This is a genomic window from Caulobacter sp. (genome assembly GCF_965279145.1).
Classification (GTDB): Bacteria; Pseudomonadota; Alphaproteobacteria; order Caulobacterales; family Caulobacteraceae; genus Caulobacter.
Genome location: NZ_OZ257139.1, coordinates 612,907 through 638,189, shown reverse-complemented (window position 1 = coordinate 638,189; position 25,283 = coordinate 612,907). Strand labels below are relative to the sequence as shown.

Here is a 25,283-nt window from a genome sequence, read left to right as displayed (position 1 = left end):
CGCTGATTGCATTTCTATATTGCAATGCTCCCAGAGCTCGAGTCGTCGAGGTCCGTGCGCCAGCGAGGACCTGGCGTTGGGCTGATTCCAGCTGCTGCGCCAATTGTGGGCGCACTCAAGGGGAGGGAATATTCCTATGGTTAGAACTGTCCGGGAGCGCCTGCTGGCCTCCACGATGATCTGCGGCCTGGCCGCGACGGTGTTCGGCGCTGGCAGCGCCGCGGCGCAGACCGCCGCGCCGGCGGCGGCCCAGCCCGCCGACCAGACCCAGGTCGAAGAAATCGTCGTCACCGGTTCGCTGTTCCGCCGCACCGACACCGAGACGCCTTCGCCGGTGACCGTGCTGACCTCCGAGAACCTGCAGCGCGCCGGTATCGTGACGGCGGCCGAAGCCATCCGTTCGATCTCGGCCGACGGCGCCGGTTCGATCGGCACCGGCTTCCAGTCCGGCTTCAGCGCCGGCGGCTCGGCCGTCTCGCTGCGCGGCCTGGGCGTCTCGTCGACCCTGGTGCTGGTTGACGGCCTGCGTTCGACCAACTTCCCGATCAACGACGACGGCCACAACGCCTATGTCGACCTGAACTCGATCCCGTTCAGCCTGATCGACCGCATCGAAGTCCTGAAGGACGGCGCCTCGTCGTCGTACGGCGCCGACGCCATCGGCGGCGTTGTGAACCTGAAGCTGAAGAAGCAGTTCGTCGGCATCAAGGGCAGCATGGAAGTCGGCGAAAGCGATCGCGGCGACGCCGAGCATCGCCGCGCCGACCTGACCCTGGGTCACGGCAACTATGCCGAGGACGGCTGGAACTTCTACATCAACGCCGAATATCAAAAGAACGGCCGGGTCTCGAGCCACAGCCGCGGCTTCCCCTACAACACCCAGGACCTGAGCTCGATCGGCGGCATCGACGGCAACACCGCCGACCAGACCCTGACCACCGCGACGCCGAACGCCGTCGTCACCCGCGTCAGCCAGACCGACCTGAACAACCCGCTGGCCGGCAAGGTCGGCGCGCCGCTGACCACCGCCTACCAGGCTCTGAACCTGAACTGCGCCAACGGCACCTATACGCAGGTCTCGGCCAGCGCCAACGGCACCAGCTGTAAGTGGGACCTGGTCGATTCCTATCGTCAGATCGCTCCGCTGCAGCGCCGCTATGCGTTCAACGGCCGCCTGAGCATGCGCCTCAACGAGAACGTCGAAGCCTACGCGACCGGCAGCTATTCCAGCAGCTATGTCAGCATCAAGGGCGCCCCGACGGCCATCCGGGCCACGCAACCCTTCGGCGGCGCGCCGTCGCTGGCGTCCAGCAACCCCGGTATCGTCCTGCCGGTCTATGTCTGCTCGACCGGGCTCAACTGCGCCACGGCCGCTGACCGTCGCCTGAACCCGAACAACCCCTACGCCACCGCCTTCGCCGCCGATCCTTCGAACGGCGCGGCGCGCATCTACTACCTGTTCGGCGATCTGCCGGCCGGCAGCGATCGCTCCAACGAAGTCATTCGCGGCGCTTTCGGCTTCAAGGGCAGCTTCGGAGACGACTGGAACTGGACCGTGGACGCCGTCGGCGCCCGCGACAACCTGAAGATCACCCAGCACGGCCTGCTGAACATCGCCAACCTGATGACGGCGATCAACACGGGCTCGTACAACTTCGTCGATCCGTCGCAGAACACCGCGACCGTCCGCAACTTCATCTCGCCGGACAAGACCACGCCGTCGCACTCGACGATGATGTCGGTGGACGCGTCGATCACGAAGTCGCTGTGGGCCCTGCCGGGCGGTGACATGCAGCTGGCCGTCGGCGGTCAGATCCGCAAGGAAACCCTGGTCAACAACAACCAGAACGCCCGCCTCGACACCTACGGCCTGACGACCGCCTCGGCGTTCGGCGAGCACACCGTGACCGCCGCCTTCTTCGAAGTCGCCGCCCCGGTCCTGGAACAGGTCGAAGTCAACCTCTCGGGCCGTTACGACGACTACTCGGAAGGCTTCCACCACTTCTCGCCGAAGCTCGGCGTCAAGTACACGCCGATGAAGCAACTGGCCTTCCGCGGCACCTACTCGAAGGGCTTCCGCGCTCCGACCTTCGCTGAATCGGGCCCGCGCTCGCAGTATGCCGGCTTCGTCACCACCACCCCGCCGGCGGCTTTCCAGGCCGCGCACGGCGGCACGACCAACCCCTATGCCGCCGCCTACAGCCTGGGTCGCGGCGTGGCCGGCAACCCCGACCTGAAGCCGGAAACCTCGCGCAGCTTCACGCTGGGCGCCATCGCCGAGCCGACCTCGTGGCTCAGCATGACGGTCGACTACTACAACGTGAAGAAGTCCGACCTGATCACCTCGGGTCCGGACATCAGCAAGGCTGTCGCCGCCTATTACGGCGCCAGCAGCCAGGCCGCGGGTTGCGCCGCTGTCGCCGCCGTGGGCACGGGCTATTCGTGCAACGTCGTCGACGCGCCCGATCCGCTGTTCCCGTCGGCCCTGCCGCGCGTCCTGATCATCAACGTGCCCTACGTCAACGCCAACTACGCGCTGACCGCCGGCGTCGACTTCGCCGTCACCGCGAAGGTGCCGGTCACCGACACGATCAAGTGGACCAGCCGCGTCGAGGTCACCCACCTCCTGAAGTACGACCTGCACACCACCTCGGGCGTGCAGAAGTACGCCGGCACGCTCGGCCCCTACGACCTGTCGTCGGGCAACGGCACGCCGGACTGGAAGGGCAACTGGCAGAACACGGTGGACTTCGGTCGCTACACCCTGTCGGCCACGGCCTACTATGTGGGTGAGATCAAGTCGGTCGCCGCCGACACCAACGGCAGCACCGATTGCGTCCCGGGCAACCCCTACGGCGGTTCGGGCAACCCGGCCGCGGCCAACAAGTTCTGCACCATCAAGAAGTTCATCAATGTCGACATGAACGCCACGGCTGAAGTCAAAGACGGCATTCAGCTGTACGCCAACGTCGGCAACGTGTTCGACAAGCGCGCTCCGATCGCGCCGGGCGCCTATGCCAGCGCCCCGAACTTCCTGACGACCTGGCACTATGCCGGCCTCATCGGCCGGACCTACAAGGTCGGCATCCGCTTCGAATACTAGTCTCGAAGCCTACCGGATTGGGCCGGCTCCGAAAGGAGCCGGCCTTTTTCGTTTGTGGGGCCGATGCAAGGCAAAGGGCGCCCGCGCCACGTTTACAGAGGCGCGCCGTTAAGCTTGACTGGGTCAACTGCAACCCAGAGCACCCCCATGCGCCGCGCGCCCCTCCTGATCGCCCTCGCGGCGTTGATGCTCGCGACCAGCCCAGCCCGGGCGGCCGATCCGATCATCGACATGCACCTGCACGCCATGGGGGCCGACGAGCAGGGGCCGCCGCCGCTGGCGATGTGCACGCCGATCAGCCCGATGCCGACCTGGGACCAGCGCAAGCCGTGGACCGACGGCCTGATCGACATGTTCAAGCATCCGGCCTGCGCCGATCCGATATGGTCGCCGACCAGCGACGACGAGATCCGCGACAAGACCCTGGCGATCATGCGCAAGCGCAACATCATCGGGGTGGTCAGCGGCAGCTATAAGCGCGTGATGGCGTGGCAGGCCCTGGCGCCCGACCGGGTGCTGCCCGGGCTGATCCCCGACCAGGCCGAGATGAGCAAGCCCAAGGCCATGCTCGACGACTTCGGCAAGGCCCAGAAGGCCGGGCAGCTGGCGGTGATCGGCGAACTGGGCTTCCAGTATGATGGCATCGCGCCGAATGATCCGCGCCTGGAGAACATCTGGGCCGCCGCCGAGGCGCTCGACATCCCGGTGGCGATCCATGTCGGTCCCGGCCCGCCCGGCGTCGCCTATCTGCCCGGCTCCGGCTATCGCGCCCGAATGAGCAGTCCGCTGCTGCTGGAGGACGTGCTGGTCAAGCACCCCAAGCTGCGGATCAACGTCATGCATGCGGGCTATCCGATGCTGGATGACACCCTGGCCCTGCTCTACGCCCACCCTCAGGTCTATGTGGACACCGGCGTCATCGTCTACACCCAGCCTCGCCCGGCCTTCTATCGCTACCTCCAGGCCCTGGTGGACGCCGGCTTTGGCCAGCGAGTGATGTTCGGCTCCGACCAGATGGTCTGGCCCGAGACCATAGAGCGCTCGATCACGGTCATCGAGGAGGCGCCGTTCCTCAGCCCCGACCAGAAGCGGGATATCCTCTACAACAACGCCGCGCGCTTCCTGCGGCTAGATGCGGCGACCATCGCTAGGCACAAGGCCATGTAAGCCTGGAACGGATCGGCGCCCTCGGGGTTGTGAGGAGGCGTAGCGGCGCGGGCGATCCCCTCGGGACGGCCGCGCGGCGCGTGCGTTGAAAACCCAGGACCAGTCCCATGAACAGCGAACAGATCATCGGCTCGGCCGAACAGGCCACGGGCCGCGTGCAGGACGCCGTTGGCGCCCTGAACGGCGACGTCAAGACCCAGGCCAAGGGCAAGCTCAAGCAGGCGGCCGGAGCGGCCAAGGAAACCTATGGTCACCTGAAGGAGGTGGCCCTGGAGGCCGTCGACCAGACGCGCGAGACGGTTCATGTGGCCGTCGACCGGACCAAGGACCGCGTCCGTCACGGCTACAGCGACCTGGAAACCTTCGTGCAGAACAAGCCCGGTCCCGCCCTGGCGATCGCCGCCGGCGTCGGCATCGCCCTGGGCCTGATGCTGCGCGGAACCCGCACCGTCTATCATCGCGATCCGCGTTAGAACTCCCCAAGGTCGCCCCGGCGTCGTCGAACAACGAAATTCGACGCCGGGTGCAACCCGCCGCGTGCGGTGGCGTTTGATCTGCAAGGCCTAGCTCGGGGGACATTTCCAGCTGGCCGGCCAGGAGACAAACATGACCGCATCCGCCGCGAAGATCGACGCCAGCCGCGATTTCCAGCGTGACCTGATCGCGCTCATCCCGCACATGCGCGCCTTTGCCCGCAGCCTGTGCGGCAATCCCGCCGATGCCGACGATCTGGCCCAGGACGCCGTCGCCAAGGCCTGGAAAAGCCGTGACAGCTTTCAGCCGGGCACCAATCTGAAGGCCTGGACCTTCATGATCCTGCGCAACCAGTTCTATTCGGACAAGCGCCGCTCGTGGCGCTCGCAGCCGCTCGACCAGGAAGTCGCCGAGCGCACTCTGGTCGCCCACACCAACGCCGATGACGCCCTGGAGCTGGACGATGTGCGCCAGGCCCTGGCCATGCTGCCCGACACCCAGCGCGAGGCGCTGATCATGGTCGGCGCGGGCGGCTTTTCCTATGAAGAGGCCGCTGAGGTCATGGGCGTCGCCGTCGGCACCGTCAAAAGCCGCGTCAGCCGCGCCCGCGCCGATCTGCAGGCCATCCTCGCCACCGGCAAGTACGACCGCGACGGCCAACCGGCCGGCCTGGCCATGGGCGCGCTGCTGGCTGAACTGCAGTCGTTCCGGATCGCCGCCTAATTGCCCCTCACGCTGCCGGAGGCGCGGCGGTGGCCGGCGTCTCCGGCAGCGGGATGAATTCGTCGTGGTCCAGGTCGGGCAGCTTCATGCGACCGGCTTTCCAGTCGGCCTTGGCCTGCTCGATCCGATCCTTGGACGACGAGACGAAGTTCCATTCCATGAAGCGCGGGCCGATCGGCTCGCCGCCCAGCAGCATGACGGTCGAGGGCTCCAGGGCCTTGAACACGATCGTCTCGCCCGGCGCGAACACCGCCATCTGCAGCGAGGTCAGCTCGCGCCCGTCCACCTCGACCCGGCCGCTGGCAACATAGGCCGCCCGCTCGGAATATTCGGCCGGCAGGGCGGCGGTGGTTCCGGCCGCCATCTCCCAGTGCACATAGAACAGCGGCGAATAGACCGGCACATTGGCCTTGGCGCCGAACGCCTCGCCGGCGATCAGCCGCGCCTTGAGGCCGCCGCTCTCATAGGAGGGCAGCTCGACGTCGCCCTCGTGATGGGTGAAGCCGGGATCGACTTCCTCGAATTCCTTCGGCAGGGCGATCCAGGCCTGCATCCCGTCCATCCGGCCGCCCTGGCGGCGCAGGGTCTCGAAGCGCTCGGAGTGGGTGATGCCGCTGCCGGCGGTCATCCAGTTGACCTCGCCCGGCTTGATCACCGCCAGCGAGCCGACGCTGTCGCGGTGGGTGATCTCGCCCTGGAACAGATAGGTCAGGGTCGACAGGCCGATATGCGGGTGAGGGCGCACGTCGGCGCTCTTGGGAAAGCCCGGCGCGAACTCGGCGGGGCCCATATGGTCGAGGAAGGTGAAGGGGCCGACCATCCGCTTGGCATGGAACGGCAGCACCCGCCCGACCTCGAAATTGCCGATGTCGTGACGGCGGGCTTCGATAACGAGGTCGATCATGGAGGGCTCCGGTCGGGGTTGCCGGGAGATTCTCATGAGTTGCGGTGGGCGTCTTGTTGAAATGCGCTGCGGTGAAGAAGGTCCTCCCCCTGAAGGGGGAGGCGGCCGGAGGCCGGTGGGGGAACACCGCATTGATTCAGCGGGACTTCCCCCTCCGATCGCTTCGCGATCTCCTCCCCCTTCAGGGGGAGGACTTAACGATTACCCCAGCGGGCTCACATACGGGCTGACCAGCCCCAGCGGCACCGCCGTCGAGTTCTTGACGCCCCGGATCACGATCCGGCTCTCGATGTTGCTGACCAAGCCCAGCGACAGCAGCTTGTCGCGCAGGAACTCATCGAAGGCGCGCATGTCGCGGGTGACGATGCGCATCTCGTAGTCGGCGGCGCCGGTGACGGTGGCGCACTGCACGACCTCGGCCCACTTGCCGACGGCCTGCTCGAACGTGTCGAGGTTTTCCTTGGTCGGCAGCGACAGCTTGACGGTGCAATAGACCTCGAAGCCCAGGCCAAGCTTTTCACGGTCAAGAATGGTGACGCGGCGCTGGATGACGCCGGCGTCTTCCAGCCTTTTGATCCGCCGCCAGCACGGGCTGGACGACAATCCGACTCGCTCAGCGATCTCGGCGACGGACAGTCCGGCGTCGTGCTGGATGAGATCGAGGATCTTGGCATCCACGGCGTCGAGTTGTTCGGACAAGAATTCCTCCCCCAGAGGTCATTTAGCGCGGCGATCGTGCCGAAAGCGGCCATGGGTAGGGCATGCCTTGGGCAAACAATTTCCCCGCTTCTATAAGATATTGCTGAGCGGGCGAGAAGACCCGGGAGGAATTTTTTTGCCATGAGGCACTCGGAAGTCACGCTCGACGACAAATATGTGCTCGAAGATGGTCGAGCCTTCATCACCGGCGTGCAGGCTTTGATCCGGGTTTTGCTCGATCGCAAGCGTCTGGACCGCAGGGCCGGGTTGAACACGGCGGGCTTTCTCTCGGGCTATCGCGGCTCGCCCTTGGGTGGCCTCGACCAGCAGGCCGCGCGCCTGAACAAGCTGCTGACCGCCCATGACGTGGTCTTCAAGGAAGGCCTCAACGAAGACCTGGCCGCCACCGCCGTGTGGGGAAGTCAGCAGGCCAATCTTTTCCCGGGCGCGACCCATGATGGCGTGTTCGGCATGTGGTACGGCAAGGCGCCCGGCGTTGACCGCACTGGCGATGTCTTCAAGCACGCCAATTTCGCCGGCAGCTTCCCGACCGGCGGCGTGCTGGCCGTGGCCGGCGACGACCATGCCTGCAAGTCCTCGACCCTGCCGTCGCAGTCGGAGTTCGCCTTCCAGGACTTCGAGATGCCGGTGCTGTCGCCCGCCGACGTGCAGGAGGTGCTCGACTACGGCCTGATGGGCATCGCGATGTCGCGGTTCACCGGCCTGTGGACCGGCATGATCGCTCTGGCCGACACCATGGACTCGGGCGTCACCATCGACGTCTCGCTGGACCGCCACAAACTGGTCATTCCCGACTTCCCGATGCCGCCCGGCGGTCTGGGCATCCGGCTGAAAGACCAGCCGATGGAGAAGGAGCGCCGCCTCCGCCTTCACAAGCTGCCCGCCGCCCTGGCCTTCGCCCGCGCCAACCACATCGACCGCGTGGTGCTGGGCGCCTCGCACGTCCGCGTCGGCAAGGCCCGCCTGGGCATCGTCTGCCAGGGCCAGGCCTACAAGGACGTGCTGGAGGCCTTCACGGCCATGGGCATGACCTTGCAGGAAGCCGCCGACCTGGGCGTGTCGATCTACAAGGTCGGCATGCCCTGGCCGCTGGAGCCCCTGGGCATCCGCGCCTTCGCCGCCGGCCTCGAGACCCTGATGGTCATCGAGCACAAGCGCGGCCTGATCGAGCCCCAGGCGCGCGCCGCGCTCTATGACCTTCCCGCCCAGGCTCGGCCCCGCATCATCGGCAAGACCGACGAGCACCATCACCCGCTGCTGTCGGAGCTGGGTTCGCTGTCGGTCGCCGAAATCGCCCTGGCCATCTATGACCGCCTGCCTGACGGGCCGCACATGGAACGGGCCCGCGCCTATCTGGACCGCGTCTCGGCCGCCGGCGTCGCCGCCGTCAGTCTCGCCGCCGACCAGGCCCGCAAGCCGTTCTTCTGCTCGGGTTGCCCGCACAATACCTCGACCAAGCTGCCGGAGGGCTCGCGGGCCCTGGCCGGCATCGGCTGCCACTACATGGCCGGTTTCAACGACCCCTCGACCGACCTCAACACCCACATGGGCGGCGAAGGTCTGACCTGGGTGGGCGCGGCGCCGTTCACCACCGAGAAGCACGTCTTCCAGAACCTGGGCGACGGCACCTACAACCACTCCGGCTCGCTGGCGATCCGGGCGGCGATCGCGGCCAAGGCCAACATCACCTACAAGCTGCTGTTCAACGACGCCGTCGCCATGACCGGCGGCCAGAAGGCCGAGAGCGGCTTCACCCCCGCCCAGATTACCCGCCAGCTGGCGTCAGAAGGCGTGACCAAGACCGTCATCGTCGTCGACGAGCTGGAACGCTACGCCGAGGTCAAGGATCTGGCCCCCGGCGTCGAGGTCTTCCCGCGCTCCGAACTGATGACCGTGCAGAAGATGCTGCGTGACACGGTCGGCACCACGGTGCTGCTCTACGACCAGACCTGCGCCACCGAAAAGCGCCGCCGCCGCAAGCGCGGCACGATGGCCAAGGCGACCCAGCGCGTGTTCATCAATCCGCTGGTCTGCGAGGGCTGCGGCGACTGTTCGGTGAAGTCCAACTGCGTCTCGGTCGAGCCGCTGGCCACCGAGTTTGGCCGCAAGCGCAAGATCAACCAGTCCAGCTGCAATCAGGACTATTCCTGCGTCGAGGGCTTCTGCCCGTCGTTCATCACCCTGGAAGGGACCGAGAACGCGCAATCCAAGAAGCTGCCCGCCGCGCTGACGGCGGACTCCACGCCCTTGCCCGAGTTCGAGCCCCTGACCGGCGTGCGCAAGATCCTGTTCACAGGCGTCGGCGGCACCGGCGTGACCACCGTGGCCTCGATCCTGGCCATGGCCGCCCATATCGACGGGCGCTCGGGCAGCGTGGTGGACATGACCGGTCTGGCCCAGAAGGGCGGCTCGGTGTTCAGCCACGTCAAGATCGGCGAGACCGAGGACACCGTGGTCGGCGGCCGCGTGCCGGCCGCCAGCACCGACGTGCTGATCGCCTGCGACCTGCTGGTCGCCGCCAGCCCCGAGGGTCTGTCGCTGTACGCCAAGGACCGCACCGCAGCCTTCGGCAACAGCGATTTCGCCCCCACCGCCGACTTCGTCACCAGCCGAGACGTCAAGTTCGACTCCGGCGCCATGGCCCGCCGCGTGAAGGGCGCGACCAAGACGTTCGACGCCTGCCCGGCCCAGCATCTGGCCGAGAGCCAGTTCGGCGACGCCATCTACGCCAACATGATCATGGTCGGCTTCGCCTGGCAGCGCGGGGTGATCCCGGTTTCCAGCCGGGCGTTCTATCGCGCCATCAAGCTGAACGGGGTCGACGCCGAGGCCAATCTGCAGGCCTTCGAGCTGGGCCGCCGGATCGCCCATGATCCGTCAGCCGCCGGCCCGAAGGTGGCAGCCGTCGCCACCCCCGAGACGATGCCGCTGGACGAGTTGATCGCCAAGCGCACCGCCGAGCTGACCGCCTACCAGAACGCCGCCTATGCTGAACGCTATGTCGCCAAGGTCGCCAAGGTCCGCGCCGCCGAGGTCGCGGTCAGCGGCGCCGAGAGCGCCCTGCCGCTGACCCGGGCGGCGGCGGTCAATCTCTACAAGCTGATGGCCTACAAGGACGAGTACGAGGTCGCCCGCCTCTACACCGACGGTCGGTTCGCGGCCGAACTGGCCGGCACGTTCAAGGGCGGCAAGGCCAAGGTCTGGCTGGCCCCGCCGCTGCTCGCGCCCAAGGGCCCCGACGGCAAGCCCAAGAAGATCGCCTTCGGCGGCTGGATGCTCGACTACGCTTTCCCGCTGATGGCCCGCATGAAGGGCCTGCGCGGCGGTCCGTTCGACATCTTCGGCAAGACCGAGGAGCGCCGGATGGAGCGCGGCCTGATGGCGGACTACGAGATCACGCTCGACCGCCTGTCGGCCGGCCTCAAGCCCGAGAGCCTGCCCCTGGCCGTCAAGATCGCCGAGATCCCGCAGGCCATCCGCGGCTACGGCCACGTCAAGGACGCCTCGGTGGTCACGGCCAGGGCGGCCGAGGCGAAGTTGTGGGAGCAGTGGGCGGGGTAGTCCTTCTGCTTGTCATCCCGGGCGGCGAAGCCGACCCGGGACCCAGGGGCAAACGCATTGCCTTGGCCCCTGGGTCCCGGACAGCCTCTGCGAGGCTTCCGGGATGACAAGGAAGTTAGGCCGCCCGCTTCAGGAACGGCAGCTTCAAGGTCCGATAGGTCGCCGCGCGCCACAGCCACTCCAGCGGACCATAGGCGAAGCGCCTGAACCACAGTTGGGCGATCACGGCCTGGACCACCAGATAGCCGACGCCCAGCCACAGGGCGGTCGCCTGCGGCAAGGTCTTCCAGGCGCCCAGGCCAAAGCCGTAGAACACCGGGACCCAGATCAGCGACTGGGTGATGTAGAAGGTCAGGGTCATGCGGCCCATCGGGGCCAGCAGGCGCAGGGCCTTGCCCGCGACGCCCAGATAGGCCTCGACGATCAGCAGCACGTAGGTCCCCATGACCGTGACGTCGAACCAGTCGCCCAGCAGGTTGCCGGCTGCGACGCGGGCCATGCCGGGCTTGGGCCCGGCGGGGAGCAGGGCGGTCAGGTGGGGCTTGGCCATGTAGAGGGCGACGGCGATGGTCGCCAGCACGGCCAGGGCGACGCGGCGCTGGACCACGAACCGCTGCGGCGTGTCGAAGAAGCCGCCGCGGCCCAGCATCAGTCCCACCATGAACAGGCCAAAGACCAGGCTCAGCCGCCCGGTCTCGATAAAGAACCACCACTTGGTCAACTGGCTCTCGAACAGGTTGGTCTTCAGCACCGCGACCAAGTCGCCCGTCTGGTAGAGGGCCAGGGCGGGATCGATCCAGTGGTTGGGCGGCGTATTGGCCCACGGCGCGCCCGACGCGGCGATCGCGATCTGCAGCCACATCCAGGGCTGCAGCAGAAACAGCGCCGCCGCGCCGGCCAAAACCTTGGTCGGTGCGCGATAGAACGGGATCAGCGGAATGCCCAGCAGGGCCAGCACGATCAGGATGTCGCCGCGATAGATCAGGCCGTGCGCCACGCCGATCAGGGCCAGCAGAACCATCCGCCAGATGAAACGCCTGGAGAAGTCCTCGCCCCGCCGCGCCGAGCGGTCCATCAGCAGGAAGAAGCTGAGGCCAAAGCACAGGGCCAGCAGCGAGAACGCCTTGCCCATCATCAGGGTGGTGATCAGGGCGTGGGTCAGGTTTTCCCGCGGTGAGACCCAGTAGATCTCGAACTGCTCGAACATGTGGACCATGAAGACGCCGATCAGGGCGAAGGCCCGCAGCGTGTCGATCAGGTCGTTGCGCGCGGAAGTCACCGGCGTGTCGCGGTCCATGGTCCATTCCCCCCAACACCACGCCGCCCTTGCCAGGCTAGCGCCGTCATTGGTCTGACCTTTTCCAGCGCGGTCGCGGGACTGTCAACCAGCGCCGCCCCCGGTGTGGCGCGACGGAAGGTTCGTGATAGGCTCGCCGCATGACAGAACCAGCCAGCCCCCATCCGGTCACCGTGCAGCTTTCCGCCGAGGACGCCGCCGATCTGCAGGCCCGGGTGGAGCGGGGCGAGTTCGCGTCGCTCGACGAAGGCGTCGCGGCGGAACTGGCCGAGCTCAACTACCGCCGCGCCGCCGAGATCGTCGGCGGTTCGGAAAAGCTCGAGGCGCTGCTGGACGAACTGGACTTCGACCTGATCGACCCCGAAGAGCCGGTCGCCGGCAATATCTCGCTGTCCGAGATGCTGACGAACCTGAAGGCGCAGGCCAAGGCCGCCGACGAGTGAGCGAGGTTTTTGATTTCGACGTCGTCGTCGTCGGCGCCGGCGCCGTGGGCCTGGCCTGCGGCTACGCTCTGTCCAAACGCGGGCTGGTCGTCGCGGTGCTGGAAGAGCAGGGCCATATCGGCCAGGGCGTGTCGTCGCGCAATTCCGAGGTGGTCCACGGCGGGCTCTACTACGCCACCGGCTCGCTGAAGGCGCGGCTGTGCGTGCAGGGGCGCAGGGCGCTTTACCCGTTCCTGGAGCGGCACAACGTCGCCTACAAGAAGTGCGGAAAGCTGGTGGTGGCCACCAGCGAGGAAGAGGTCGCGCGCCTCGACGACATCTGGGCCCAGGCCCTGGCGAACGACGTCGAGGGCATGGAGCGCCTGACCGGCGAACAGGCCAGGGCGCTGGAACCCGGCCTCAATGCCCACGCCGCGCTGCTGTCGCCGGAAAGCGGGGTCTTTGACAGTCATGGCTACATGCTGGCCCTGCAGGGCGAGATCGAGGCGGCCGGCGGGGCGGTGGTGATCGCCACGCCGTTCGAGGGCGCGGAAGCCCTGGCCGATGGCGGCTTCTCGGTCCGGGCCGGCGGAGCCGAGCCCACCACCCTGACCTGCCGGCTGCTGGTCACCGCGCCGGGGCTGTCGGCTCAGGACGTGGCTGGCCGGATCGAGGGCTATCCCGAAGGTCGCATCCCCAAGGGGCATTTCGGCAAGGGGATCTATTTCCGCCTGACCGGCAAGGCGCCGTTCCAGCGCCTGATCTATCCGCCGCCGATCCACGGGGCGCTGGGCACCCACTATCGCAACGACCTGGGCGGCCAGGCGGTGTTCGGGCCCGACCTGGAATATGTCGAGGCTCCGGACTATTCGGTCGACCCGGCCAAGGCCGAGGTCTTCGCCGCCTACATCCGCAAGTTCTGGCCGGGCCTGCCCGAGGGCGCGCTCTCGGCCGACTATGCCGGAGTGCGGCCCAAGCTGCATGGCCCCGGCGAGCCGCAGCCGGACTTCCAACTGCGCGGGCAGGACGACCACGGCTTTGAAGGCCTGATGGCGTTGTTCGGGATCGAGAGCCCGGGCCTGACCAGCTCGCTGGCGATCGGCGAAGAGGTGGCTGAGCGGCTGCTGGGCGCTTCCTCGCCCGCCACATGACAAATCCTTAACGTTGCCGCCGATCGGCGCCTTCCAGCTTGGCGTGTGTCGTTGGCATGTTAGCGTCCGCGCCTTCGATTTTCGGGGAAGGGGCGGTCATGGGTTTGGGTTCGAGGGCGCTGCTCGGCGCTGTTTCCGCTGTCGCGTTGCTGGCCGCCGCGCCGGCCTTCGCGCAGGTCAAGGCGCTGCCTTCCCTGGCCGAGCCCGCCCTGTCCCCGGACGGCGCCGAGATCGCCTTCGTCTCCGGCGGCGACATCTGGACGGTTCCCGCCAAGGGCGGGCAGGCCCGCCTGCTGGTCACCGATCCCGCCACCGAGTCGCGGCCGACCTATTCGCCGGACGGGAGCAAGCTGGCCTTTGTCTCGACCCGTAGCGGCTACGCCAACCTCTACGTCCTGACCCTGGCCACGGGCGAGCTGAAGCGCCTGACCTATGCCGAGACCGGCGAGGCGCTGGATGGCTGGTCGCGCGACGGCCAGTGGATCTACTTCACCTCGGGGGCCAATGACGTGGCCCGGCAGGGCGACATCTTCCGCGTCGCGGCCAGCGGCGGAACGCCGCTGGAGGTGAGCCGCGAGCGCTATCTGGCCGAGTTCCAGAGTGCGCCGTCGCCAGACGGCAAGTCGGTGGCGCTGATGGCCAAGGGTCTCAGCAACGGCCAGTGGTGGCGCAACGGCCACTCGCACATCGACGAGACCGAGATGTGGCTTAAGCCCATCGCGGCCGGCGCGCCCTATACGAAACTCCTGCCGGCCGGGGCCAAGCACCTGTGGCCGATGTGGCGGCCCGACGGCGGCGCGCTGTATTACATGAGCGACGAGAGCGGCGCCGAGAACATCTGGAAGCTGCCGCTCAACGGCAAGCCCGAGCAGGTGACCCGCTTCACCGACGGCCGGGTGCTGTGGCCGTCGATCGGCTACGACGGCAAGACCATCGTCTTCGAGCGCGACTTCTCGATCTGGTCGCTGGACACCGCCACGGGCAAGGCTTCCCAGACGCCCATCGCCCTGCGCGGATCACCGGCGGCGGCGGGGGAGAAGCGCCTCAACGAAACCAGCTTCGACAGCCTGACCCTGTCGCCCGACGGCAAGAAGGCGGCGATCATCGCCCATGGCGAGCTGTTCGCGGTGTCGACCAAGGACGGCGGCGCGGCCCAGCGGGTCACCCGCACGCCGGGAGTCGAGCACGATCCGGTCTGGTCGGCGGACTCCAAGCGGCTGGTCTATGTGTCCGAACGCGACCTGTCGGCGCAGATCTATGAGTATGATTTCGCCACGGCGACCGAGCGCGCCCTAACCTCGGGCAAGGGCCGCAACACTGCGCCGGTGTTCTCGCCGGACGGCAAGGCGCTGGCCTATGTGCGCGACGGCAAGGAACTGCATGTGATGGCGTTCGAGGGCGGCAAGGTCGCGCGGGACGCCACGATCTTCACCGGCCCGCTGGACAATTTCGACGACACCTTCGCCGTCTGGTCGCCCGACAGCAAATGGCTGGCCTTCACCCTCACCGACCGCAAGGCCTTCGCCAACATCAACGTCATCCCGGCCGAGGGCGGGGCGGCGCGGCCGATCAGCTTCCTGGCCAACGGCAATACCGGCGGCAAGATCGCCTGGTCGCCGGACGGCAAGTTCATCCTGGCCGACACCAGCCAGCGCAGCGAAGACGCCAAGATGCTGCGCATCGACCTGCTGCCCAATACGCCCAAATACCGGGAGGACGCCTTCCGCGACCTCTTCAAGCCGGGCGAGCCGGACAAGCCCGCGCCGAACGACGCCGGTCCCGCCAAACCCGATGCGCCCAAGCCCGACGCCGCCAAGGCTGACGCCAAGGCCGAGCCCGCCAAGCCAGCCGCGCCCAAGGCCAAGGTCGCGCCCGTCCGGATCGTCTTCGAGGGCATCCGCGAGCGCGCCTCGTTCCTGCCGCTGGGCATGGATGTCGCCGACCCGGTGATCAGCCCGGACGGCAAGACCCTGCTGTTCCGCGCCCGCCAGGCCGGCCAGACCAACTTCTACACCTATGGCCTGGACGAGCTGGCCAAGGAGCCGCCGGTTCCGGTGCAGCTGACCTCCACCCGCCGCCCCAAGGGCGACGCGGCCTTCACGCCCGATTCCAAGGAGGTCTATTTCCTGGAAGGCGGCGGCATCGTCTCCAGCCCGATCGACACGCCCAAGCCCAAGCCGCTGGCGGTCAACGCCGAGCTGGATGTCGACTTCGACCTCGAAAAGACGATCGTCTTCGAGCAGGCCTGGGGCGCTCTGGATCGCGGCTTCTATGACGCCAAGTTCCACGGCAAGGACTGGGACAAGCTTCGCCAGCAGTGGGCGCCCTATATCGCGGGCGCGCGCACCGGCGACGAACTGCGCCGCAACATCAACCTGATGATCGGCGAGCTGAACGCCTCGCACTCCGGCATCCGGGGTCCTGATCCCACGGGGCCGCAGCCGGCCCGCTCGGGTGATCTGGGCCTACGGTTCGACCGCGAGGCCTATGAGGCCGGCAAGGGCCTGGTGATCCGCGAGGTCATCGCCCTGGGGCCCGCGTCCATCGAGGGCAGCATCAAGCCGGGAGAAGTCCTGGCCGCCGTCAACGGCACGGCGCTGGAGCCAGGCGTCAACCTCGATCTGCTGCTGCGTGGCCAGGCCGGCAAGCGGGTGACCCTGACCATCGCCGGGGCGAGCGGAAAGCGCGACACCGTCGTGCGGCCGGTCACCAGCGCCGTCGCCACCGGCCTGCTCTATCGCCAGTGGGTCAATGACCGCCGGGCCTATGTCGAGAAGGTCAGCGGTGGGCGTCTGGGCTATGTCCACATCGCCGACATGTCCGACGGTTCGCTGGCCCAGCTGTTCATCGATCTGGACGCCCAGAACCAGGGCCGCGAGGGCGTGGTCGTCGACGTGCGCAACAACAACGGCGGCTATGTGAATGGCCATGTCATCGACGTGTTCGCGCGCCGCAACTATCTGATGATGACCGCCCGCGACCGCTTCCCGGTGCCCAGCCGCCAGAACCTGGGTCAGCGCGCCCTGGGCCTGCCGACCGTGCTGGTCACCAACGAGTCGTCGCTGTCGGACGCCGAGGACTTCACCGAGGGCTACCGCGCGCTGGGACTGGGCAAGGTGGTGGGCAAGCCCACGGCCGGGTGGATCATCTTCACCAGCGGTCGCGCCCTGGTCGACGGCTCCAATGTGCGCCTGCCATTTGTTCGCATCGACGACCTGCGCGGCCAGAACATGGAGCTCAATCCGCGTCCGGTGGACGTCGATGTCGACCGGCCGCTGGGCGAGACCCTCAGCGGCGGCGACGCGCAACTGGACGCGGCGGTGAAGACACTGCTGGGCGGCAAGTAGCCATGTTCTCCCTGTCCACCCTGGCGACGTTCGGTGCGGGTCTGCTGGTTCTCCAGCTGACACCCGGCCCGGACATGATGCTGGTGGTCGGGCGGGGCATAGGGCAGGGCCGTCGCATCGCGCTGCTGACCGTGCTGGGCATGACGGTCGTCGCCGGCGTCGTACAGGTGTCCCTGCTGGTGCTGGGCGTGGCCTCGCTGCTGGCGACCACGCCGCTGGCCCTGACCGCCCTGCGGTGGGTCGGCGCGGCCTATCTGGTCTGGCTGGGCGGCAAGCTGATCATCGGCAGCTTTCGCGGCCATGCCGGCGCTCGGACGGTCGCGCCGGTTTCGGCCTGGCGGGCGGTGCGCGAGGGCATGGTCAACAACCTGACCAATCCAAAGCCCCTGCTGTTCATGTTCGCCTTTCTGCCCCAGTTCGTTGACCCGGCGCGGGGGCCTGTCTGGCTGCAGCTTCTGATCCTGGGCTGCCTGCAGAAGCTGTCGGGCATGATCTCTCTGGGCTCCGCCGCCCTGGCCTCCGGCGCGGTCGGCGGATGGCTGGCGCGCGCGCCGGAACGGCGCGCCTGGCAGGAGCGTTTCACGGGCCTCGTCATGATCAGCCTGGGCCTTCGCCTGCTGCTGTCTGGCGATCTTCGCGCGGTCGCGCGTTGACAGTCTGATCGCGGACTCCGAAGGTCCCCGGCCATCCCGCCTGACCCGGAGTCCGCCTTGACCAATATCCTGCACGCCATGCTGGGCAAGGGATTGGGCGGCCTGGAGCAGGTGTTCCTCGACTATCAGCCGATCCTGGAAGCCATCGCCGCCAAGCGCGGCGGAACCTGTACGGGCGTGGTGCGAAAGGACGGCAAGGTCGCCGCCGCCGAGGCGGGGCGGACGCCCTCCCTGGCCGCCATCCCGGCCTTCACGGACTGGGATCCCGTTTCGACCGGCGCCGCCCGGCGGCTGGTGAAATCGGCCCAGCCTGGCCTGATCATCAGCCACGGCCAGCGGCCCGCGCGCCTGTTCGCCCGCGTGGCCGCGCCCGGAACGGTGATGGGCGTCTGCGTCCACAAGCCGGTCTTCGACGTCACGCCGGGGACCCACTACCTGTGCGTGGGTCAACATCTGGCCGCGCTGGCGGTGGAGCGCGGCGCGCCCGCCGACCATGTGCATTTCATCCCCAACGCGGTGAAGCCGCCCACCGCTCAGGCCGCGCCGTTCACGCATCCGGGCTGGAGCGTCCGCGTGGTCGCCGCGGGTCGACTGCACCCCAAGAAGGGCTTCGACCTCCTGATCCGCGCCATCGGTCACCTCCGCGCCTGGGGGATCGACGTGGTCTGCGAGATCGCCGGGGAGGGCGACGAGCGCGAGCGCCTGCAGGCCCTGATCACGGAGCTGGATCTGGACGCCTGCGTGCAACTGGTCGGCTGGACCGAGGACGTTTCCGGCTTCCTGGCGACGGGTGACATCTTCGCCTTCCCGTCTCATCAGGAGGGCTTTCCCCTGACCCTGCTGGAGGCCATGGCCGTCGGCCTGCCCGTCGTGGCGTCCGAGATCGACGGGCCGATCGAGATCCTCAAGGACGGCAAGACCGGCCGCCTGGTCCCCGATGATGACGACAATCGTCTGGCTGACGCCCTGGGCGAGCTGATCGCCGATCGCGCGGCCGCCCAGGCCATGGGCGCGGCGGCCCGCAAGCTGGTGCTGGCCGACTATGGCCCCGACCAGCTGGCGCGGCGCCTTGAAGCGGTGGTCGATCTGATGCTTTCCCGGGCTTGATGACCTGACGCTGAGAGCGTATGACGCCGCTCCCGTCCTGGTGCGGTTGGGTAGCTCAGATGGTTAGAGCGGTGGATTCATAACCCACAGGTCGGCGGTTCGATCCCGCCTCCAACCACCAGGACGGATTTCCTCACAGCCTAGCCCGCGACCGGAAACACCCGCGTCTGCTTGACCACGCCATAGGCGAAACTGGTGTCGATCGAGGCGATGCCGGGGATGGCGTGCAGCTTGCGGCGGATGAAGTCCTCATAGGCTTCCAGGCTCTGCACGATCACCCGCAGCAGGTAGTCGTCGCCGCCGGCCAGCAGGAAGCAGTCGAGGATCTGGTCGATCCGCGCCACCTGGTCCTCGAAGCCCTTGACCACGTCCTGGCCATGACGATCCAGCCGCACGCGGATGAAGACGGTGATCGGCAGGCCATAGGCCTTCTGGTCGACCAGGGCCGTATAGCCGGTGATCACGCCCTCGGCTTCCAGATTGCGCAGCCGGCGCAGGCAGGGGGAGGGTGACAGGTTCACGCGGTCGGCCAGATCCTGGTTGGTCAGGCGGCCGTCCTTCTGCAGTTCGCGGATGATCTGCCGGTCCTTGGCGTCCATGGGGGGCTCCTTGAGCGGATTCTGCCAATCTGAAGATCAATTCTAGCAGACTTGGCAATCTTCCGCCGCCTGATCCGGGTGAACCTCGTCGTGAACAGGGAGCAGAGTTCATGGCGCACGATCTTGGCGAAGCCGGCTTTTCGACGCGGGCGATCCACGCGGGCTATGACCCGGCCGATGAGCACGGCGCCCTGACGCCGCCGGTGCACCTGACCTCGACCTTCGCCTTCGACAGCGCCGAGGCGGGCGGCGAGATGTTCGCCGGCACGCGGCCGGGCCACTTCTACTCGCGGATCTCCAATCCCACGACCGACCTGCTGGAGCGCCGGATCGCCTCGCTGGAGGGCGCCGAGGCTGGCGTCGCCACCGCCTCCGGCATGGGCGCGATCACGGCCGTGATGTGGAGCTTCCTGCGCTCGGGCGACGAGGTGGTCACCGACCAGACCCTGTATGGCTGCACCTTCGCGTTCATGCGCGACGGCCTTTCACGGTTCGGGATCACCGTCACCCAGGTGGACATGACCGACATGGACGCCCTGGCGGCGGCGGTCAGCGACAGGACCCGGATCATCTATTTCGAGACCCCGGCCAATCCCAATATGCGGCTGGTCGATATCGCCGCCGCCGCCAAGGTGGCGCGGCGCTGCGGCGCCAAGCTGGTGGTCGACAACACCTACGCCACCCCGCTGCTGACCCGGCCGGTCGAACTGGGCGCCGACATCGTCGTTCACTCGGCGACCAAGTATCTGGGCGGTCATGGCGACCTGATCGGCGGTGTCGCGGTGGGCGGCGTCGAGGACATGGCCCGCGTGCGTCTGACCGGGGTCAAGGACATGACCGGGGCGGTGATGTCGCCCTTCACGGCCTTTCTGGTCCTGCGGGGCCTGAAGACCCTGACCCTGCGCGTGCGCCAGCACTGCGCCAGCGCCGCTAGCGTCGCCGCCTGGCTGGAGGCCCATCCCGCCGTGACACGGGTCTTCTATCCGGGGCTGAAGAGCTTTCCCCAGCAAGACCTGGCCCGCCGCCAGATGGCGCTGCCGGGCGGGATGATCGCCTTTGAGCTGGCGGGTGGGCACGCCGCCGGCGTCGCGATGATGAACCGCCTGACGATGATCCGCCGGGCCGTTTCGCTGGGGGACGCCGAGACCCTGATCCAGCATCCGGCCAGCATGACCCATTCGACCTACAGCGCGCAGGAACGGGCGGCGGCGGGGATCGGCGAGGGGCTGGTGCGGCTGTCGATCGGTCTGGAGGACGAGGCCGACATCCTGGCGGACTTGGCCCATGCGCTGCGGCCCGTGGCTGTGCCCCAGGCGGTCTAGACGTCCAGAAACGCGCCCTCGCCGGCGGCGCGCCGCCTTTGAGGAGGTTAACGCGACGCCCCGGCCGGGGACTGTGCCCCGACGCGTCGGGAAGCCGACAAAACTCCATGGTTTCAGGGTGTTGTGATTAAAATTATGTCCTTAACGGGCGTTAAAGGACTTCGCTGCACGGCCGATTAACTGCGTGATGCGTTTATGACTTCATGTCGAAGTACGCGTCAGATGGAGAGGCCGATCGCCGGGTCGCGCCCCGGACCGCGACCCACAGGGTTGGGAAGGTGCTGTGCGGCGTCTTCGCGTGGGATTGCGTCATCCGCGACGTTTCCAGCGCCGGCCTGCGGGTGCAGATGCTGGCGGGTGTGAACCCTCCGGCCAAGGTCCAGCTGGTCGATATCACGGCGGGTCTGGCCCATGACGTGCAGGTCGCCTGGCAGAAGGATCGCGAGGTGGGCTTCAAAGTCCTGCGCACCCACGACCTGCGCGGGTTGACGGCGTCGTCGGCGCGCACCGCCAAGAAGATCTGGGCCGCTTCGCAGTCACGGGTTTCAGCGAGCTGAGCGCGTCCGTGGCGAGTCTCCTGACAGCAAAAGACCCCGACAGGTGACCGTCGGGGTCTCGGTTTGCACGTGACGACCCAGGTCGCCTCGCCTCAGGATCAGGCGGCGTTTTCGGTCCGGCCGGCTTCGTCGGCCATCGCCCGCACCAGATCGAGAACCTGACGGCGAACACGGCCGCGACCGATGCGCGGGAACACCTCGGCCAGTTCCAGCCCCTCGGGCGTGGTCAGGAATTCCTGAACGACGCGCTCGGCGTGCTGGCTGGCGTCATCGATTTCCGAGCCGCCCATCGGGTCGGCCAGGCCATCAAAGAAGAACGACACCGGCACCTGCAGCGTCCGGGCGATCTCATACAGTTTCGAGGCGCTCACGCGGTTGGCGCCGCGCTCGTATTTCTGCACCTGCTGGAACGTCAAACCCAGGGAATCGGCCAGCTGTTCCTGGCTGACACCCAGCAGTTTCCGGCGCATGCGAACGCGCCCGCCGACGTGCAGATCGACCGGATTGGGTCGCCGGCCTTCGGTTTCTTCGCTCATTTTTTTCGCCTCCAGCGGTTGTCTGGAAAGAATGACACGACCGTGACGTTGGCGGAAGTACGGCGCGGCGTTACGTCGCGCAGGTTGAGCCTCCAGACCCCGATATGGGTATAAGATGCCGGAAACAGGGAACTTTCTCTCGATTTGAGACAGGGTGTCCCTACCCAAATTGAGGAAGTCCACGTCTTGAGGGCGCTCTTGTCGCCCTCGTCATGGAACACGCCGCCCATCGCCAACCGGCGCGAGTCGCGGAGGGGCCGATTTTCGGATGTGACGATGATGGATCATGAACGCGCCCCCAGGACCTGACGGTCGTCATGGGTGCGGGGTTCTTCGCGTGGCGATAGACCAAACGGCCTATGCCATCCCACCGCGGGCTTGCGTTCGCCGCGCGACGGCCCGAACATCGACCCATGACCCAGACCTCCGGCGAGCGTTACCGCAGCTTCTCGGCCTTCTATCCCTTCTATCTGACCGAGCACGTCAATCCGACGAGCCGCCGCCTGCATGTGGTGGGCACGACCCTGGTGCTGATCTGCCTGGCCCTGGGTGTGCTGGCGAACCCCCGCTGGTTCATCGCCGCGCCGCTGGTCGGCTACGGTTTCGCCTGGGTGGGCCACTTCGTGTTCGAAAAGAACCGGCCGGCGACGTTCAAGTATCCGCTCTACAGCCTGGCGGGCGACTTCCGCCTGTGGTTCGAGGTGGTGACGGGCCAGCGACGCTGGTGAGCGCGCAAGGGTTTCAAGCGATGGGTTCGCCGGCCTGTCGGTGCTAGGTTGCCCGATCATTTGAAAGAGCGTTCCTTGATCGAGCAATATGGCTGGTCCGATGCGCTGTCGCGGGCCTTTGAACCGCACGCGCGCGAAGGCCTCATCCCCGGACGTATCGTCGTCCAGCATCGCGAAAGCTATCTGGTCGCCACCGACGAGGGCGAGCTTCGCGGCAAGCCGTCTGGCCGTCTGCTCCACGAGGCGCGCGAGGCGGGTCATCCGGCCGTCGGCGACTGGGTGGCGCTAGCGCTGAACCTCGTCGAGCGCACCGCCACCATCCACGCCATCCTGCCGCGCCGCACGACCTTCGTGCGCCGGGCGGCCGACAGCGTGCAGACCCTGCAGGTCATCGCCGCCAATATCGACGTCGCCTTCGTCGTCACCTCGATGAACGCCGACCTCAATCCGCGTCGGATCGAACGTTATCTGGCCGCCGCCTGGCAGAGCGGGGCGAGGCCGGTGGTGGTGCTGACCAAGTCCGACCTGTGCGTCGATCCGCAGGCCCAGGCCGCCGAGATCGCCGCCTTGGCGGCTGGGTGCCCGGTGCTGATGGTGTCGGCGCGGCAAGGAGTGGGTCTGGACGAACTGCTGGCCCAGGTGGCTCCGGGCGAGACCTGCGTCCTGATCGGCTCATCCGGCGTGGGCAAGTCCACCCTGGTCAACGCCTTCCTGGGCGAGGAGCGGATGGCGACCCAGGCGATCCGCGAGTCCGACGACCAGGGGCGCCACACCACCAGCCATCGTCAGCTGGTCCTGCTGCCCGGCGGCGGGCTGATCCTGGATACGCCCGGCATCCGCGAAGTCGGTCTGATCGACGCCGATGAAGGTCTCGGGGTCGTGTTCGACGACATCGAGAGCCTGATCCAGGATTGCCGGTTCAACGACTGCGGTCACGCCAACGAACCGGGCTGCGCGGTGCGAGGCGCGCTGAAGAGCGGCGCGCTAGACCCTGCCCGCTGGGCGAACTTCCAGAAGCTGGGCCTGGAACTGGCGGCCGTGGAAGAGAAGGCCGATCGGGTCGCCAAGGACGCCGAACGCCGCCGTCTGGCCGCGCTTCAGAAGACCTACCGCGCCAGCAAGCGGAACCTGCGGGGCGATTGAGGTCAGGGCCTAGCCGTCGAAGCTAGAGCATTTTCCGATAAGTGTGAAACGGTTATCGGATCGAAAAATGCTCTAAACTTTTGATTTAGAGCCCTTTTCGCCCGACCTTGATGAAACTATCAGGTCGGAAAGGGCTCTAGGCCGCCGCTTCGGCGCTGTCGGCGTCGCCGCCCAGAAGGGCGCTGAGTACGATGGCCAGTCGCTCGGGCTTGATCGGCTTTTCCACCACGTCCTGCATGCCGGCGGCCAGATAGGTCTGGACGTCGATCGGATCGGCGTTGGCGGTTAGGGCGACGATGGGCGTTGCGGCCGGGTGGCCGCCCATGTCGCGGATGGCGCGGGTGGCGGTCACGCCGTCCATGCGCGGCATCTTGATATCCATCAGGATCAGGTCGAAGCGGCCGCTTCTGGCCATTTCGACGGCTTCCACGCCGTCGACGGCCTGTTCCGACGTGCACTCGAACATGTCGCACAGGGCTTCGGCGACCATGCGGTTGGTGGCGTTGTCATCGACGATCAGGATGTGAGCGGCCCGGGCGTCGATCGCCGGTTCGGCGGGCGGGGCCGCGCTGGTCTCGGCCGAGGGCGCCACGAAGGCGAAGCGAACGGTCAGGCCGGAGCCGCGATTGGCTCTCGCCGAGACCTCGCCGCCCAGGCCGCGCATGATGCGGTGCGCCAGCGCCATGCCGACGCCCAGCGCCATCTCGGTGCGGTCCTCGATGCGGGCGGCGCCCAGGGGCGTATAGATGCGGTCCAGGCGGTCTTCGGCCACGCCGGCGGCGTTGTCTCGGACGCTGCCTTCCAGGTGCACGCCGTCTTCTTCGGGCCGGGCCTGCAGACAGGCTTCGATGACGCCGCGGCCGCTGGCCAGGGCGCTCTCGATCAGGGCGTCGAACACCTGCATCAGGCGCTCGCCGTCGACCTCGACGCCGCACTCGGGATCGCCGTCGTAGGAGAAGAGCAGGGTGGCGCCGCTCTCGGTGGCGCGCGCCGACCAACGGGCCTCCACCGCGTCGGCCAGGTCGCGCAGGCGGACGGGCGTCGGATGCAGCGCCAGATGGCCCAGGGTCGAGCGGTGCAGGTCGATGGCGCGGCCCAGCATCGCGCCCATGTCGCGACTGGTTTCGCCGATGGCGCGGACAAAGGCGCTGGCGTCGGGCGTCAGGCGCTGCTGTTCCAGCCGCTCGGTGATGGCCAGGACGCCGTCGAGGTGATGTGTGATGTCGGCGGCCATGCGCTCGACCAACGCCATGGCGTCCCGGGCCTCGCGCTGGCGGCGGCGATAGGAGGCGAGCAGCGACCCCAGGCCGCCGACGCCGACATAACCGCCGGCCTCGTCCACGCCCACGAAGGAGGTGCGGAAGATGGGCGAGGGGCTTTCGGCGAGGCCATCGACAAAGGCGCTCAGATCTTCCGAGGCCTGAACCAGACGGGGCGAGGCGTCCATCAGCTTGCTGATCGGGCTTTCAGCCAGGCTGTCGCCAGTCGCGGCCATGATTCCGACCAGCACGTCGCGATAGACCAAGCCCACGGGCGCGCCGTCGTCACCGGTCACGGCGACTGAAGACGCGTTGGGATCGCCCGTGAAGATCGCCAGCACGTCCTTGCAGGACATGGTCGGGGCGACCGGCGCGCGGCGATCAATAAGACGAAATAGCGTTTCCATGCGGCCGCTTCGCTGGCGTCTGTGAAGAGCCATACTGCCCTCGTCGCCCTTGCGGAGTCGTTAAGTCTCCCGAGGATTCTCGTCAGGGTCGTTTCGGGCGTCG

20 protein-coding genes and 1 tRNA gene are annotated in these 25,283 nt (G+C 67.4%); 15 read left to right on the top strand and 6 right to left on the bottom strand.

Going from position 1 to position 25,283, the window contains the following annotated elements; translation table 11 throughout:
* Nucleotides 1-136: 136 nt before the first annotated feature.
* The 4 genes from ACQY9P_RS03055 (at nt 137) to ACQY9P_RS03040 (ending at nt 5,467) form a co-directional block, all read left to right on the top strand.
* The gene (locus ACQY9P_RS03055) at nt 137-3,103 is read left to right on the top strand and encodes a TonB-dependent receptor plug domain-containing protein (RefSeq protein ID WP_421736725.1); all 2,967 of its coding nucleotides are present in this window, start codon (nt 137-139) and stop codon (nt 3,101-3,103) included.
* Nucleotides 3,104-3,250: 147 nt separating this feature from the next.
* On the top strand, nt 3,251-4,270 hold the full coding sequence (locus ACQY9P_RS03050; RefSeq protein ID WP_421736726.1) for an amidohydrolase family protein: 1,020 nt from the start codon (nt 3,251-3,253) through the stop codon (nt 4,268-4,270).
* Nucleotides 4,271-4,377: 107 nt separating this feature from the next.
* Nucleotides 4,378-4,743, top strand: coding sequence for a DUF883 family protein (locus tag ACQY9P_RS03045; protein WP_421736727.1), 366 nt, complete (start codon nt 4,378-4,380; stop codon nt 4,741-4,743).
* 133 nt (nt 4,744-4,876) lie between these two features.
* Entirely contained in the window at nt 4,877-5,467 is a 591-nt protein-coding gene (locus tag ACQY9P_RS03040) for a sigma-70 family RNA polymerase sigma factor (RefSeq protein WP_421736728.1), read from the top strand.
* A gap of 7 nt (nt 5,468-5,474) precedes the next feature.
* On the opposite strand, the gene ACQY9P_RS03035 is transcribed toward ACQY9P_RS03040, so the two are convergent.
* On the bottom strand, nt 5,475-6,371 hold the full coding sequence (locus tag ACQY9P_RS03035; protein WP_421736729.1) for a pirin family protein: 897 nt from the start codon (nt 6,369-6,371) through the stop codon (nt 5,475-5,477).
* Nucleotides 6,372-6,572: 201 nt separating this feature from the next.
* Nucleotides 6,573-7,070, bottom strand: a complete 498-nt coding sequence (locus tag ACQY9P_RS03030) for an Lrp/AsnC family transcriptional regulator (protein ID WP_035045585.1) — start codon at nt 7,068-7,070, stop codon at nt 6,573-6,575.
* A gap of 141 nt (nt 7,071-7,211) precedes the next feature.
* Here ACQY9P_RS03030 and ACQY9P_RS03025 point away from each other — a divergent pair, with 141 nt between their 5' ends.
* Complete coding sequence (locus ACQY9P_RS03025; protein WP_421736730.1) at nt 7,212-10,652, top strand: indolepyruvate ferredoxin oxidoreductase family protein; 3,441 nt, start codon at nt 7,212-7,214, stop codon at nt 10,650-10,652.
* Between the two features lie 115 nt (nt 10,653-10,767).
* Here ACQY9P_RS03025 and ACQY9P_RS03020 read toward each other — a convergent pair whose 3' ends face one another.
* A complete protein-coding gene (locus ACQY9P_RS03020; protein ID WP_421736731.1) occupies nt 10,768-11,949 on the bottom strand; it encodes a DUF418 domain-containing protein in 1,182 nt (393 codons plus the stop codon).
* Between the two features lie 140 nt (nt 11,950-12,089).
* Between ACQY9P_RS03020 and ACQY9P_RS03015 the strand changes: the two genes are divergently transcribed.
* The 6 genes from ACQY9P_RS03015 (at nt 12,090) to ACQY9P_RS02990 (ending at nt 18,750) form a co-directional block, all read left to right on the top strand.
* On the top strand, nt 12,090-12,392 hold the full coding sequence (locus tag ACQY9P_RS03015) for a hypothetical protein (RefSeq protein WP_421736732.1): 303 nt from the start codon (nt 12,090-12,092) through the stop codon (nt 12,390-12,392).
* Nucleotides 12,389-13,522 (top strand): NAD(P)/FAD-dependent oxidoreductase, encoded by a 1,134-nt coding sequence (locus ACQY9P_RS03010; protein WP_421736733.1) that lies wholly within the window; start codon nt 12,389-12,391, stop codon nt 13,520-13,522. The genes ACQY9P_RS03015 and ACQY9P_RS03010 overlap by 4 nt, the downstream gene beginning before the upstream one ends.
* A gap of 98 nt (nt 13,523-13,620) precedes the next feature.
* Entirely contained in the window at nt 13,621-16,869 is a 3,249-nt protein-coding gene (locus ACQY9P_RS03005; RefSeq protein ID WP_421736734.1) for a S41 family peptidase, read from the top strand.
* 2 nt (nt 16,870-16,871) lie between these two features.
* On the top strand, nt 16,872-17,522 hold the full coding sequence (locus tag ACQY9P_RS03000; protein ID WP_421736735.1) for a LysE family translocator: 651 nt from the start codon (nt 16,872-16,874) through the stop codon (nt 17,520-17,522).
* A gap of 57 nt (nt 17,523-17,579) precedes the next feature.
* Entirely contained in the window at nt 17,580-18,629 is a 1,050-nt protein-coding gene (locus ACQY9P_RS02995) for a glycosyltransferase (protein ID WP_421736736.1), read from the top strand.
* Between the two features lie 44 nt (nt 18,630-18,673).
* Nucleotides 18,674-18,750, top strand: a tRNA-Met gene (locus ACQY9P_RS02990).
* Between the two features lie 19 nt (nt 18,751-18,769).
* Here ACQY9P_RS02990 and ACQY9P_RS02985 read toward each other — a convergent pair.
* Nucleotides 18,770-19,228, bottom strand: a complete 459-nt coding sequence (locus ACQY9P_RS02985; protein ID WP_421736737.1) for an Lrp/AsnC family transcriptional regulator — start codon at nt 19,226-19,228, stop codon at nt 18,770-18,772.
* Nucleotides 19,229-19,338: 110 nt separating this feature from the next.
* Between ACQY9P_RS02985 and ACQY9P_RS02980 the strand changes: the two genes are divergently transcribed.
* On the top strand, nt 19,339-20,550 hold the full coding sequence (locus ACQY9P_RS02980) for a methionine gamma-lyase (protein ID WP_421736738.1): 1,212 nt from the start codon (nt 19,339-19,341) through the stop codon (nt 20,548-20,550).
* A gap of 203 nt (nt 20,551-20,753) precedes the next feature.
* Nucleotides 20,754-21,107, top strand: a complete 354-nt coding sequence (locus tag ACQY9P_RS02975) for a PilZ domain-containing protein (RefSeq protein ID WP_421736739.1) — start codon at nt 20,754-20,756, stop codon at nt 21,105-21,107.
* 98 nt (nt 21,108-21,205) lie between these two features.
* Here ACQY9P_RS02975 and ACQY9P_RS02970 read toward each other — a convergent pair whose 3' ends face one another.
* Nucleotides 21,206-21,643: a helix-turn-helix domain-containing protein gene (locus tag ACQY9P_RS02970; RefSeq protein WP_421736740.1), complete on the bottom strand. Its 438-nt coding sequence runs from the start codon at nt 21,641-21,643 to the stop codon at nt 21,206-21,208.
* Nucleotides 21,644-22,056: 413 nt separating this feature from the next.
* Here ACQY9P_RS02970 and ACQY9P_RS02965 point away from each other — a divergent pair, with 413 nt between their 5' ends.
* Nucleotides 22,057-22,371: an Mpo1-like protein gene (locus ACQY9P_RS02965; RefSeq protein ID WP_421736741.1), complete on the top strand. Its 315-nt coding sequence runs from the start codon at nt 22,057-22,059 to the stop codon at nt 22,369-22,371.
* A 75-nt stretch (nt 22,372-22,446) separates the two neighbouring features.
* Nucleotides 22,447-23,514, top strand: coding sequence for a ribosome small subunit-dependent GTPase A (gene rsgA, locus ACQY9P_RS02960; protein WP_421736742.1), 1,068 nt, complete (start codon nt 22,447-22,449; stop codon nt 23,512-23,514).
* A gap of 136 nt (nt 23,515-23,650) precedes the next feature.
* On the opposite strand, the gene ACQY9P_RS02955 is transcribed toward rsgA, so the two are convergent.
* Entirely contained in the window at nt 23,651-25,180 is a 1,530-nt protein-coding gene (locus ACQY9P_RS02955) for a response regulator (RefSeq protein WP_421736744.1), read from the bottom strand.
* Nucleotides 25,181-25,283: the final 103 nt, after the last annotated feature.